Source organism: Pseudomonas sp. Irchel 3A5 (genome assembly GCF_900187575.1).
GTDB classification, from domain to species: Bacteria; Pseudomonadota; Gammaproteobacteria; order Pseudomonadales; family Pseudomonadaceae; genus Aquipseudomonas; species Aquipseudomonas folii.
Genome location: NZ_FYDU01000010.1, coordinates 115,159 through 128,835 on the forward strand (window position 1 = coordinate 115,159; position 13,677 = coordinate 128,835).

10 protein-coding genes are annotated in these 13,677 nt (G+C 58.9%); 9 read left to right on the forward strand and 1 reads right to left on the reverse strand.

Annotation, left to right across the window (positions count from 1 at the left end; all coding sequences use genetic code 11):
- The first annotated feature begins 10 nt into the window (after window positions 1-10).
- The 9 genes from treZ (at window position 11) to CKW31_RS17920 (ending at window position 12,510) form a co-directional block, all read left to right on the forward strand.
- Window positions 11-1,825, forward strand: coding sequence for a malto-oligosyltrehalose trehalohydrolase (treZ, locus tag CKW31_RS17880; protein WP_095097883.1), 1,815 nt, complete (start codon window positions 11-13; stop codon window positions 1,823-1,825).
- Window positions 1,815-3,893 (forward strand): 4-alpha-glucanotransferase, encoded by a 2,079-nt coding sequence (gene malQ / locus CKW31_RS17885; protein WP_095097886.1) that lies wholly within the window; start codon window positions 1,815-1,817, stop codon window positions 3,891-3,893. Before treZ ends, malQ begins: the two co-directional genes overlap by 11 nt.
- Window positions 3,890-6,670 (forward strand): malto-oligosyltrehalose synthase, encoded by a 2,781-nt coding sequence (locus CKW31_RS17890; protein ID WP_095097889.1) that lies wholly within the window; start codon window positions 3,890-3,892, stop codon window positions 6,668-6,670. The genes malQ and CKW31_RS17890 overlap by 4 nt, the downstream gene beginning before the upstream one ends.
- Before the next feature lie 17 nt (window positions 6,671-6,687).
- The gene (locus tag CKW31_RS17895; RefSeq protein ID WP_095097892.1) at window positions 6,688-7,122 is read left to right on the forward strand and encodes a DUF2934 domain-containing protein; all 435 of its coding nucleotides are present in this window, start codon (window positions 6,688-6,690) and stop codon (window positions 7,120-7,122) included.
- 163 nt (window positions 7,123-7,285) lie between these two features.
- Window positions 7,286-9,481 carry a glycogen debranching protein GlgX gene (glgX, locus tag CKW31_RS17900; protein WP_095097895.1) on the forward strand — a complete coding sequence of 732 codons (2,196 nt, stop codon included), beginning with the start codon at window positions 7,286-7,288 and terminating at the stop codon, window positions 9,479-9,481.
- A complete protein-coding gene (locus CKW31_RS17905) occupies window positions 9,478-10,497 on the forward strand; it encodes an acyl-CoA dehydrogenase family protein (RefSeq protein ID WP_095097898.1) in 1,020 nt (339 codons plus the stop codon). Before glgX ends, CKW31_RS17905 begins: the two co-directional genes overlap by 4 nt.
- A complete protein-coding gene (locus CKW31_RS17910) occupies window positions 10,494-11,255 on the forward strand; it encodes a PIG-L deacetylase family protein (RefSeq protein ID WP_095097901.1) in 762 nt (253 codons plus the stop codon). The genes CKW31_RS17905 and CKW31_RS17910 overlap by 4 nt, the downstream gene beginning before the upstream one ends.
- Entirely contained in the window at window positions 11,252-11,851 is a 600-nt protein-coding gene (locus CKW31_RS17915; protein WP_095097904.1) for an SAM-dependent methyltransferase, read from the forward strand. Before CKW31_RS17910 ends, CKW31_RS17915 begins: the two co-directional genes overlap by 4 nt.
- Complete coding sequence (locus CKW31_RS17920) at window positions 11,848-12,510, forward strand: glycosyltransferase family 2 protein (protein ID WP_095097907.1); 663 nt, start codon at window positions 11,848-11,850, stop codon at window positions 12,508-12,510. Before CKW31_RS17915 ends, CKW31_RS17920 begins: the two co-directional genes overlap by 4 nt.
- Window positions 12,511-12,513: 3 nt before the next feature.
- Here CKW31_RS17920 and CKW31_RS17925 read toward each other — a convergent pair whose 3' ends face one another.
- Window positions 12,514-13,560 (reverse strand): dienelactone hydrolase, encoded by a 1,047-nt coding sequence (locus tag CKW31_RS17925; RefSeq protein WP_095097910.1) that lies wholly within the window; start codon window positions 13,558-13,560, stop codon window positions 12,514-12,516.
- Window positions 13,561-13,677 lie beyond the last annotated feature (117 nt).

Consider the following 13,677-nt stretch of genomic DNA (forward strand, 5'->3'; position numbering starts at 1 on the left):
GGGTCAACGGATGCCTCTGCGTACGGACGAGAACTGGCGCCACGGCGCCGTTTTACTGGATTCTGGCCACACGCGGTTCGCCCTCTGGGCACCCGACGCCTATTACGTCAGTCTAGAACTCGAGGGTGGCCAGTCTCTGGCCATGCTCCCGCAAAACGAAGGATGGTTTGTACTCGAGGCCCGCTGTCCGGCGGGCACTCGCTACCGGTACAACATCGACGGGGAACTTGAAGTCCCTGATCCTGCCTCCCGCGCCCAATCCTCTGATGTCCATTCCCATAGCGTAGTGGTCGATCCCCTCGCCTATGAATGGCAGAACACTGGCTGGCTGGGTCGTCCCTGGTACGAAGCGGTCATTTACGAGCTGCACGTCGGATCACTGGGTGGCTATGCCGGGGTCGAGGCTCATCTGGAGCGTCTGGCCGGGCTTGGGGTAACAGCCATTGAGCTTATGCCCATCGCGCAATTCCCCGGCGAACGTAACTGGGGCTACGACGGTGTATTGCCTTACGCGCCACAGTCCTCGTACGGGACGCCGGAGCAACTCAAGCACCTGATCGATACGGCCCACGGCCATGGTTTGATGGTGATCCTTGACGTGGTCTACAACCACTTCGGCCCGGACGGCAATTATCTGGGCCGCTACGCCAAAGGATTCTTCCGCAACGACGTGAAGACGCCGTGGGGCGATTCCATTGATTTCCGGCGTCGGGAAGTGCGCGACTTCTTCATCGATAACGCGCTGATGTGGCTACTTGAATACCGGTTCGATGGGTTGCGGATGGACGCCGTGCATGCGATCAACGACGACACCTTTTTGCCGGAATTCGCGCAGAGGGTTCGTGAGCAGATCGACGCGCCGCGGCATGTCTGGCTCAACCTGGAAAACGAGTTCAACCAGGCCAGCCTGCTGGAACAGGGCTACGACGCGCAATGGAACGATGACGGTCATAATACGCTGCACGTAATACTGACTGGCGAAACCGACGCGTACTACACCGATTTCGCCCACGAGGCCACCCAAAAGCTGGCGCGCTTACTCAGCCAGGGCTTTGTCTATCAGGGCGAGCCAACTCGTCACGGCCACACACGTGGCGAATCCAGCGGGCATCTGCCGCCTAGCGCGTTTGTCCTGTTCCTGCAGAACCACGATCAGATCGGCAACCGGGCCTTTGGCGAGCGCCTGCCGCAAATCTGCCAAGCACCCGCGTTGCGTGCCGCCACAGCCTTGTGGCTGCTTTCTCCGATGATCCCATTGATGTTCATGGGCGATGAATGGGCGGCGAGTGAGCCGTTCCTGTTCTTCACCGATCATCACGGCGAACTGGCGGATGCAGTCCGTGAAGGCCGACGCAGTGAGTTTGCCGACTTCGCAGCCTTTGCTGACGAAGAGAAACGCGAACACATTCCCGACCCTAATGACCCGGCAACCTTCGAAGCCTCCAGACCGGCTTTTGACGCGGTGTATCTGGAAACCGACAAAGGCAGCGACCACCGCAACTGGCTTGAGCTCTATCGGCAGCTTTTGGCGCTGCGTCATCAGCAAATCGTACCTCGCTTGCCGGGCAGTCATGCCTTGGGTGCTGAAGTGCTGAGTGAAGGTGCAGTGACGGCGCGCTGGAGAATGGGCGACGGCGCTGTGCTGCGCATCGATATCAACCTGACTGAACATGCAGTCACCGCGCCTCAGTGGAAAGGCGGCAGCGTTGTTTTCGAAACCCTGCCAAACGCGGCAGAACTTTCCCGGCGAGGCATCCTCAATCCATACACGGCCATTGTCAGCCTGATAGCAACCGATGTTCTGGAGGAACAGGATGAGCAATGAGCAATTAGAGAGCCTGGCGGCAGAAGCAGGCTTGTCCGTGGACTGGATTGATGCAAATGGACGGGCGCAAAGGGTCAGCCCTGAAGTGTTGAGCAAGGTGCTGGGCTGCCTGGGTTTTCCGGCTGATGACAATCTGCAGATCGACGCCAGCCTGCAACGTTTGAAAGTTGCCCATCACCAACCGACCCCTCCTCCTTTGCTGACCGTGGACCATGGCAGCAATCTGGATCTGAGTGCCTGGTTTGAACCGGGCACACCTTTCGTCCTGCACCTGGAAGACGGCGCGACCATCGACGCCAACCTGACCGCCGATGGGAGCCTGCCTGCTTTGGCTCCAGTGGGTTATCAGCAGCTGAACATTGCCGGTCAACACCTGACGATTGCCGTTGCACCGCAGACTTGCTTCAGCATGGCCATGGCGACCGACAGCCGCGTTCCGCGAGCGTGGGGGCTGACGGTTCAACTGTACGGCCTGCGCCGCGAAGGCGACGGCGGCTTTGGCGATACACAAGCGCTGGAAAGTCTCGCACGCGCCGCCGGAGAACGCGGCGCTCACGCTTTGGCGATCAGCCCTGTACACGCGATGTTCGCCAATGATCCTCATCGCTACAGCCCGTACTCGCCCTCCAGTCGCCTGTTTCTCAACAGCCTGTATTGCTCGCCCGGCGCCATTCTAGGGGAACGTGCGTTGCGCATGGCCATAGCAGAATCCGGTCTGAGTGATGAGCTGAAGCGCCTTGAAGAGCTGCCACTGATTGATTGGCCCGCCGCTGCCGGCGCCAAACTGAAAGTCCTGCACAAGCTGTATGACGCCTTCAGCGGCAGTGACCACCCGCTGCACGAGGACTTCAACAGCTTCCGCCGCAGCGCTGGCGAAGCACTGGAAAACCACTGCCGCTTTGAAGCCATTCGCGACGAGTGCCCGCGTCTGGGCATGAGCGACAACTGGCATGAATGGCCAGATGAGTTCAAGAATCCACGCAGCGAGGCCATCGCTCGCTTTGCCGCCAATCACAGCGAGCAAATCGGTTTCTATGCTTTTACCCAATGGCTGATGGCCCGTGGTCTGGAACGCGCACATGTCGCTGCCCGTAGCAGCGGCATGAGCGTCGGGCTGATTGCCGACCTCGCTGTGGGTGCAGATGGCGCTGGTAGTCAGGCCTGGAGTCGACAGGATGAATTGCTCTCGGCTCTCAGCGTGGGTGCTCCGCCGGACATTCTCAACCGCGCCGGACAAAGCTGGGGAATTTCCGCCTTCTCTCCTGAAGGTCTGAAGCGTAACGGCTTCCGTGCCTTCATCGAAATGCTGCGAGCAAACTTCGCTCATGCGGGCGGCCTGCGTATCGACCACATCATGGGCTTGCAACGTCTGTGGGTCGTGCCACTGGGTTCACCGGCCAGCGAGGGTGCCTACCTTAACTATCCGCTGGACGACATGCTTCGGCTGCTGAGCCTTGAATCCTGGCGGCACAAGGCAATTGTGCTGGGTGAAGACCTCGGCACTGTTCCGCCCGGCCTGCACGAAAAGCTGGCTGCCCGGGCCATTCTGGGCATGCGGGTGCTGCTGTTTGAACAAAACAACGCTAACTTCAAGCCCATTCTGGATTGGTCCGATCAGGCTCTTGCAACCACCAGCACTCACGACCTGCCGACGCTGGCGGGTTGGCTGGCGGAAAACGATATCGCCTGGAACCTGCGTCTGGGCATGGTCAACGAGCAGCAAGCGCAAGACTGGAGTGCAGACCGCCATCGCGAACGCGAAGGTCTGCGTAAGGTCTTGAGCCAGAACTCCACTAACTTCAGCGACGGACTTCCGGATGCAGAACAAATGATCGACGCCAGCATCCGCTATATCGGCCACACCCGCGCGCCTCTGGTGCTATTGCCAATGGAAGACGCCATGGGCCTGACCGAGCAATTCAACCTGCCTGGCGACACACCTCAACACCCCAACTGGCGCCGCCGTATCCCCGGCGACAGCGCAACGTTGATGGACCTCGAATCCGTGGCACGACGCGTTGAACTACTGTGTCAGGCACGCCTGCAAGCTGCGGAGCGCGATCAATGAGCCCGCGTCTGGAAACCCTGCGTGCCACGCAGCGCCTGCAATTTCACAAAGACTTCACTCTGGATGACGCCGTAGCGCTGGTGCCCTACTTCGCCAACCTGGGCATCAGCCATATCTACGCCTCGCCGCTCCTCAAGGCGCGGGCTGGCTCGATGCATGGCTATGATGTGGTCGATCCAAGGGTCATCAACCCGGAGCTCGGTGGCGAACCGGCGCTGCGTCGTCTGGTCAGCGCCTTGCGCGAACATGGCATGGGCCTGATTCTGGACATCGTGTCCAACCACATGGCAGTGGGCGGCAACGACAATCCGTGGTGGCTTGATCTGCTCGAATGGGGACGCAACAGCCCCTACGCGGACTTCTTCGACATTCAGTGGCACTCGCCGGATCCGTTGCTTAAAGGTCAGCTGCTGCTGCCGTTCCTCAGCACCGACTACGGCACTGTGCTTCAGGCCGGTGAGATTCCGTTGCGTTTCGACCCGGAACATGGCGTGTTCTACATTGAGCATTACCAGCACCATTTCCCGATCAACCCTGGCACTTACGGGCCGCTGCTTGAATCCGGTGAAAACCCGCTTCTGGATGAACTGAGCAAGCGCTTTGCCGCGCTCGATCAGTTCCCGCAGGCATGGGAACGGGCCAGACAAGCTCGCGCCGAGCTGGTCGAACTGGTCAAAGACAACGCCGTTATCAAAGCCATTGAGCTGGCCATGCAGCGCTACGACTCGACCACACCAGAAGGCTTTGATCGGCTGCACCGTTTGCTGGAGGCGCAGCATTACCGTCTGGCCAGCTGGCGCACTGCGGGGGACGACATCAACTGGCGGCGCTTCTTCGACATCAACGAATTGGGCGGCTTGCGAGTCGAGCGTTCCAATGTGTTCGAAGCCACCCACGGCAAGATCTTTGAGTTGATCAGCGAAGGCCTGGTCGACGGTCTGCGCATCGACCATATTGACGGTCTCGCAGACCCACGCGGTTACTGCCGGAAATTGCGCCGCCGGGTCAACACCCTGCTCGCTGCGCGTCCTGCGGGCACCGAACTGGCGCATTTGCCGATCTTCGTCGAGAAGATCCTCGGCCCTGATGAATCGCTGCGTGAAGACTGGGGTGTCGACGGCACCACCGGTTATGAGTTCATGAATCAGGTATCGCTGTTGCAGCATGATCCAAAAGGCCAGGAGTCTCTGGCTGAGCTTTGGAGCCGCATCAGTGAACGCACCGCTGACTTTGATCAGGAAGTGCTCGAAGCGCGTGACCTTGTGCTGCACGGCACCCTGGCCGGTGACTTCGAAAACGTTGCGCAGTCATTGCTGCAGGTTGCGCGCAGCGACCTGATGAGCCGTGACCTGACCCTGGGTGCGATTCGCCGGGCGTTGCTGGCACTGGTGGTGAACTTCCCGATCTATCGCACCTACATCAGTGTGTGCGGACGCTCGGCGGAAGATGACCGTTACTTCCAGCAAGCCATGCAAGGCGCACGCAACATGCTGAGCGAAGCTGACTGGCAAGTGCTGGATTATCTGCAGCGCTGGCTGGGTGGAGAGTCCTGGCGCAAGTTGCCACGAGGCAAGCAACGCAAGCTGAACAAAAATGCCTGCGTGCGTTTCCAGCAGCTCACCTCGCCAGTGGCCGCCAAGTCGGTGGAAGACACCTCGTTCTATCGCAGCGCAGTGTTGCTGTCGCGCAACGACGTAGGGTTCCATCCGCAGCATTTCAGTGCACCGGTTCAGGACTTTCACGATGCCTGCCTCGCGCGCATCAAGGCCTTCCCGGACAACCTGCTGACGACTGCGACCCACGACCACAAGCGCGGCGAAGACACTCGCACTCGTCTTGCCGTGCTCAGCGAATGCGCCGGTTGGTACAGCGAGCAAGTGGAGCGCTGGCGCCAATTGGCGGTGCCACTGAAAGGTGAAGAGAACCCGATCAGCCCTGGCGATGAGCTGATGCTGTATCAGGCGATGCTGGGCAGTTGGCCGCTGGACATGCAGGAGGATGAATTCGAAAGCTACGCAGAGCGCCTCATCAAGTGGCAGGAAAAAGCCTTGCGTGAAGCCAAGCTGCAGAGCAGCTGGAGCGCAGCCAACGAACCGTACGAGCGCGCATGCCGGGAGTTCCTGCAGAACATTCTGCTCAGCCCTCAAGGGCTCGCGTTGCGTCAGTCCCTGGGCGCTACCGCCAACCGTATCGCCACCAACGGTGCATTGAACAGTCTGGCGCAAACCTTGCTTCGTATGACTGCACCTGGCGTTCCTGATTTGTATCAGGGCACAGAGTACTGGGACTTCAGCCTGGTCGATCCGGACAACCGTCGCCCTGTCGATTACGCAGATCGGCAGGACGCGCTGAGTCAAACGTCCACTGTCAGTGATCTGCTGGGGTCCTGGCAGAACGGCAGGATCAAGCTAGCGCTTATCCATCAGGTGCTGAACAAGCGGGCTGAACATTCAGCGCTGTTCAGTCGGGGCGAGTATGTGCCGCTGGAGGTTCTGGGTGCGCATGCTGACAAGGTGATGGCATTTGCTCGGGTTCTTGACGAAGAACAGGCTATCGTTGTTGTGCCACGCCTGTGCAATGAACTATTGGGTACGGCCCAAACTCCATTCATCAATGCAGAAAATTGGGGGGATACACGGATTGTTTTACCGTTCGCGGATGCAAATCGAAGTTGGAAGGGACTTTTTTCAGACGCCGTAGTCACAACAGACAAGGAGTTGCTGCTCAGCGCAGCACTCGAGGAATTTTCTGTAAACCTGTTTATTCAGACTAAGTAAAACCTGGGAGTGTCGAGATGAGTGCCGACGAAAAGCGAATTCGCGAGTTTGCGTATCAGATATGGGAGTCGGAAGGGAAACCTTCCGGCCAGGACGCACGCCATTGGGAAATGGCTCGCAAGCTGGCTGAAGCTGAAGCGCTGGCTCCGGATAAATCCACCGCCCGCAAGGCAACCAAGCCCAAGCTGCCGAAGATTGACGCTAAACCGGCAGCTGATAAAGCCAAGACAGCTACTGCCAAGTCTGCGCCGAAGGCTGCCCCGAAGCCGGCCAGCAAGCCAGCTGCGGCACCGGCCGCTAAGCCGGCTGCCAAGCCTGCAAGCAAACCGGCTGCCGTGAAAAGCAAACCGGCTCCAACGGCGACTCAGGCCGAACAGCCTGCAAAGCCTGCCGCCAAGAAACCCGCAGCCAAGCCAGCAGCAAAAAAACCGGGCAAACCATCAGCGCCTTGATTCCTCCAAAGCGCAGCACCAACTCCTTACCGCAGGGATCACTTTCTTACCCATCGTGACCTGCGGTAACCCAGCATTTTTTACTTCGACTTTTTGTTGAAGCGCTCTCGCTTCGACTGCGGTTTCGGCCGCCCCGAAAAACACCAGCCGTCAGGAACGCACAATGAACACGCAGTCCAAAACCCCAAAGAAAGACAGTCCACAAGGTGCATCCGCCAAGGCCGATCAAGTCGAAGCCAGCGTTTCGCGTATTCGTGAAGGCCTTCCCTTCCCGCTCGGCGCCAGCTGGGACGGTCTCGGCGTAAACTTCGCGATCTTCTCGGCCAACGCTACCAAGGTTGAGCTTTGCCTGTTTGATTCCACGGGCGAAGTTGAACTCGAACGCATCGAGTTGCCGGAATACACCGACGAGATTTATCACGGTTATCTGCCTGACGCCCACCCGGGGCTGATCTACGGCTACCGTGTGTACGGCCCTTATGACCCGAAAAATGGTCATCGCTTCAACCACAACAAACTGCTGATTGACCCGTACGCCAAACAACTGGTTGGCGAATTGAAATGGTCCGAAGCACTGTTTGGTTACACCATTGGCCACCCGGACGGTGACCTCAGCTTTGACGAGCGCGACAGCGCGCCCTTCGTGCCGAAAAGCAAAGTGATCGACCCGGCGTACACCTGGGGCCGCGATCAGCAGATCAGCGTGCCGTGGGACAAGACCATCCTGTATGAAACCCACACCCGCGGTTTCACCATGCGTCACCCTTCGGTGCCAGATGAACTCAAAGGTACGTTCTCAGGGCTGATGGTTGCGGACGTGATCGATCACATTCGCAAGCTGGGCGTGACCTCTGTCGAATTGTTGCCGATTCACGCGTTCGTCAACGATCAGCATCTGTTGCAGAAAGGCATGACCAACTACTGGGGCTACAACAGTATTGCGTTCTTTGCCCCTGATCCGCGCTACCTCGCTCATGGCAAAATTGCCGAGTTCAAGGAAATGGTTGCACACATGCACCATGCCGGACTGGAAGTGATCCTCGATGTGGTTTACAACCACACTGCCGAAGGCAACGAGCTCGGCCCGACCCTGTCCATGCGCGGCATCGACAACGCCTCGTACTATCGCTTGATGCCTGACGACAAACGTTTCTACATCAACGATTCCGGCACCGGCAACACCCTGGACCTGAGCCACCCTTGCGTGCTGCAGATGGTTACCGACTCCCTGCGCTACTGGGCTTCGGAAATGCATGTCGACGGCTTCCGCTTCGACCTGGCAACCATCCTCGGCCGCTACCACGATGGCTTTGACGAGCGTCACAGCTTCCTCGTGGCTTGCCGCCAGGACCCGGTGCTGCGTCAGGTCAAACTGATCGCCGAGCCTTGGGACTGTGGTCCCGGCGGCTATCAGGTCGGTGGTTTCCCACCTGGCTGGATGGAGTGGAACGACAAATTCCGCGACACCGTACGCGCATTCTGGAAAGGCGATGAAGGCCAACTGGCAGACTTCGCCGGGCGCATGACCGCGTCGGGCAACATGTTCAATCAGCGCGGGCGCAGGCCTCAGGCTTCGGTGAACTTCATCACCGCGCACGATGGCTTCACCTTGCACGACCTTGTCTCTTATAACGACAAGCACAACGAAGCCAACGACGAAAACAATCAGGACGGCAGCAACAACAACCTGTCCTGGAACCACGGCGTCGAAGGTCCGACTGAAGATCCGGAAATCAACGCGTTGCGCTTGCGTCAGATGCGGAACTTCTTCGCCACCTTGCTGCTGGCTCAGGGTACGCCAATGGTGGTCGCCGGTGACGAGTTCGCCCGCACCCAGCATGGTAATAACAACGCCTACTGTCAGGACAGTGAGATTGGCTGGGTCAACTGGGATCTTGATGAAGACGGCAAGTCGCTGCTCAAGTTCGTCAAGCGCCTGATCAAGCTTCGTCTGACTTACCCGATCCTGCGTCGTAGTCGCTTCCTGGTGGGTGATTACAACGAAGAAATCGGCGTCAAGGATGTCACCTGGCTGTCTCCAGACGGCAACGAAATGGGCATCGAGCAATGGGAAGACGCACATGCCCGCTGCCTGGGCATGCTGATGGATGGCCGCGCGCAAGAGACCGGTATCCGTCGACCTGGCGCTGACGCAACCTTGCTGCTGGTGGTCAACTCGCATCATGACGGGGTCAACTTCACCCTGCCGCAGGTGCCTGAAGGCGAACACTGGACCTGCCTGATTGATACTAATCAGCCGGACATGAAAGCCAGTGAGCAATTTGGTTTTGGTGATCACTACACCGTTACTGCTCGCTCTCTGCTGCTGTTCGAACTGCAACACGATGAAAAAGCATGAGTCAGGCGCTCAGTGAGTTCCTCGACTGGCGCAAGCACGGCTATGCCGATACGCGTGCGCTGGGCGAATGCTTGCAGGCGCTGATTGACGAAGGGCTGGATCAGCTTCCCTTTCCTGCCAGCGGCCAGATCCTTGAGCGCTGGCAGGGACTGGCCTGCGTTGCCGGGCATGATCTGGGGTTGTGCAAATTGTATGAAGGCCATACCGATGCGTTGGCCATCATGCATGAGGTGGGCGTCAACGCCCCGGAAACCGGGACCAGTTGGGGCATGTGGGCGGCCGAGCCTCCCCATGCGCGGGTTAGCGTGCAACGCAAAGGCGATAACCTGCAAGTCAACGGTCGTAAAGCCTGGTGTTCGGGCGCTGCGGTACTCAGCCACGCATTGATGACTGCCTGGGACGAAGATGATCAGCAGCAACTGGTTGCCGTCGATCTCAGGCAACCCGGCGTCAGTATTACTCAAGAAGGCTGGCGTGCCGTAGGCATGGGCGCCACTGGCAGTGTTGAGGTGGTATTCGACCGCGCTCATGGGGTGGCCATCGGCAAACCCGGTGACTATCTGGCCAGACCCGGTTTCTGGCAAGGCGGCATCGGTATCGCCGCTTGCTGGTACGGAGCATCTGTATCTCTGGCCCAGCGTCTGTTGCAACAAGGCTCCAAAACACTAGAGCTGCACACCATGGCCCACTTGGGCGCGGTGGATGTGGCTATGCACAGTTCGTGGGCTGCCCTGCAACACGCGGCCTACCGTATCAATCAAACACCTCTCGCCGACGCACAGGTTTTGGCGCGTCGCAGCCGAGCGGTGATTGAACACAATGTCGAGCAGGTGATTCTGCATGTTGGCCATGCCTTGGGCGCAGGCCCTTACTGCAAGGATGCGCATTTCGCTCGACTGATCGCTGACCTACCGGTTTTCCTGCGCCAGAGCCATGCAGAGCGTGATCTGGCAGCTCTTGGTGATCTGACAGCCCGGCAGGCTGTGATCACGCCATCACGGATGTGGCAACTATGACTGACAATAATCCCATCGTCGGCAGCGGCACTTCGCTGCTGGCCTGGAACGGATCGAAAAAACTGGCGCAGCTGTCGTCAATCAGCGCCGAAGAACTGGTTCCGCCGCACTCACGCGCAGTGATCATCGCCCCTCACCCTGATGATGAAGTGCTCGGCTGCGGCGGCCTGATGCACCAACTGGCCCAGTTGGGTCGGCCGCTGAAACTTATTTCAGTCACAGACGGCAGCGCCAGCCATCCAGGCTCCTCCACCTGGCCAGCCGAACGGCTGAGTGTGATTCGACCGCAGGAAAGCGCCGAAGCCTTGCGTCGTCTCGACCTGCCCATGCACAGCCTGCAATGGATAAGGGGTGGCTTTGCTGACACCACCGTGGGGCAACAGGAAGATCAACTGACCGCCTTTATCGAGCGCTACCTCGAGCCGACGGACGTGGTGTTTACCACATGGGCTCATGACGGGCACAGCGATCATGAAGCGGTCGGCCGCGCCAGCGCACGGGCTGCCCATGCCATTGGCGCACGTTTGCACGAGGTGCCGATCTGGGCCTGGCACTGGGCGTCGCCGGAAGATGAGCGCTTGCCGTGGGAACGGGCGCGCAAAATCCTTCTGGAGCCGGCCGTCATCGCGCGCAAACGCCATGCGGCTCATGCATTTGCCAGTCAACTGGAAGGCGATCCCCAGATCGGTCTGTCGCCGGTATTGGCCGCGGATGTGCTGGAGCGCTTGATGCAGCCATTTGAGGTGGTCTTTCTGTGAGTGTCGATGACAGCTACTTCGAACAACTTTTTCAGGAAAGTGACGACCCATGGGCTTTCAAGAAACGCTGGTACGAACGCCGCAAGCGTGCGTTGACTCTGGCGGCCCTGCCCCGTGAGCGTTACGCATCAGTATTTGAGCCTGGCTGCGCCAATGGTGAACTCAGCGCGGACCTGGCCACCCGCTGCGATCGATTACTGGTGTGCGATACCAGCCGTTCGGCGGTTGAACTGGCACGTCAGCGGCTGGCAACGTTCACACACGTTGAGGTCATGCACGGACGTCTGCCTGAGCAATGGCCAGACGCCCGGTTTGATCTGATTGTGTTCAGCGAATTGGGTTATTACCTGGACGAGCAGGACCTGAATCGCTGGATTGATCGTGCACTGGCATCCCTGACAGATGAAGGGCAAATACTCGCCTGCCACTGGCGACCGCAGATTGAAGGCTGCCCGCTGGATGCTGAAAAGGTTCACGCAATCCTCGCGGCACGTTTGAACATGCCACGGATTTTCAGCCATGACGAAGCGGATTTTTTCCTCGACGTCTGGAGCCGTGATGAAAGATCAGTCGCAGAAAGGGAGAAACTACGATGATTGGCGTGCTCATACCGGTTCACAACGAAGAACTGCTGCTCGGCCATTGCCTTGAAACCCTGTTGAAGGCGGGCAAACATCCCGCACTGGCCGCCGAGCAGGTTGTCATTCTCGTGGTGCTGGACAGTTGCACCGACGCTTCGGCGAGCATAGCGCGGCTGTATGGCGTGAGTGCTCTTGAGGTCAACGTACGTAACGTGGGTCAGGCGCGGGCTGCGGGCGCTGCAAGGCTACTGGAACAGGGTGCCCGCTGGATTGCCTGCACCGATGGCGACAGCACCGTGGCCGAGGACTGGCTGGTGGAACAACTGGCGCTTGATGCCGATGCAGTCTGCGGAACAGTAACGCCCGGGGTCTGGCAAGACGGGATTCCGGTTGAAGCGCAGATTCGCTATCAACAGCACTATCAGCATCGTGACGGTCATCGCCACATCCACGGGGCCAACATGGGCATCAGCGCGGCGGCTTATCGCCTGGCAGGCGGCTTTCCGCCGCTGGCTTGCCATGAAGACGTCCAGTTGATTCGACAACTGGAATTGAATGGCGCACGTATCGCCTGGAGTTGCCGTCCTCGCGTTACCACCAGCACCCGGCTGGAAGCACGGGCAGTGGGTGGATTTGCCGACTTCCTGCGCTCGCTGACGGCTACAGCCGGCTGATCATCAGGGTTGCTCATGATGGGCAGTTTGCATTCCGCCACTGCCCAACTCAGGCATGCCCAGGGCATTCTCGAAAAAACGCACGGCTTCAGCATTCAGGTTGCGATGAATATCTTCCCGGTCGACACCTTCACGGTCGTTACACATGACCGGTGAAGTGGCCCTCAGCTCATCGCTGCAGGGAGCCATGAACACGAAATGCCCTGCCCCCGCCAATAACTTGTAATCCGGCGTCTGCGGCAACTTGCGCGCCAGCGCTTCGGCATTCTGGTCCACGGCCAGCAGTTCATCCCCGTCACCGCTGTACAGCAATACCGGGACATGCACATCCGCCAGGGTATGACGGCCAAACATCAGCGTCAGCGGAGCCATCAACATCAGTGCGCCAACCCTGGGATCAGCTTGTGCATGCAGATCATCACGATCCAGCAGCAATTCTCCTCCGGTCTTGCAGGCATCCTGATCATCCGGGCGCTTGGTGCAATAGGTTTTGAGGCGTTGAAGATCAGGTTCTGCACCGGCCAGGATCAAGGCAGTTTCGCCACCAGCCGAATATCCAATCACGCCCACTTGGTCGGCGCGGATATAGGGTGCCAGCGTCGGGTCAAGTAACGCAGTGCTGATAGCTTCGGAAATTTGCAGCGGTCGGCCATACAGGTTGCTGACGCTGCCTAGTCGGCTGTGGTCAACATTGTTATCACCGGGATGAATAACCGCGACCACGACAAAACCTTGTCTCGCCAACGAAGTCGCCAGGTCATGCAGCGCGAGCGGAGTACCGGTATTGCCATGGGAAAGCAGTACCAGCGGGAAACGTCCGAGGGCAATCGGCGCTTCTAGCGTTGCATCAACGATATAGCCTTGAATAGTGCTGGACTGCTCTGCGGCCGTAGAGGGATAAAAGGCGATGGCCTCCATTGGCTGGGAGTCCAGTGGATCCGGGAAGCTGAGGCGGTGGTAGCCGACACTCCAGTCGTCGTCGGCCAACGCCTGCACCGAAATCAGGCTCTGGGTCAGGCACACCAGCAATAGTGCACAGATACGTACCATCGTGCGATCCAACCTATACAGGTCCGAAAGAATCCATCCAGCGGTATTAACCGGTCTGGAGCGAGCCTCATGCTCTGCCACGAACTCCGGTAACAACTGCTTACAGGTATCAGAGTC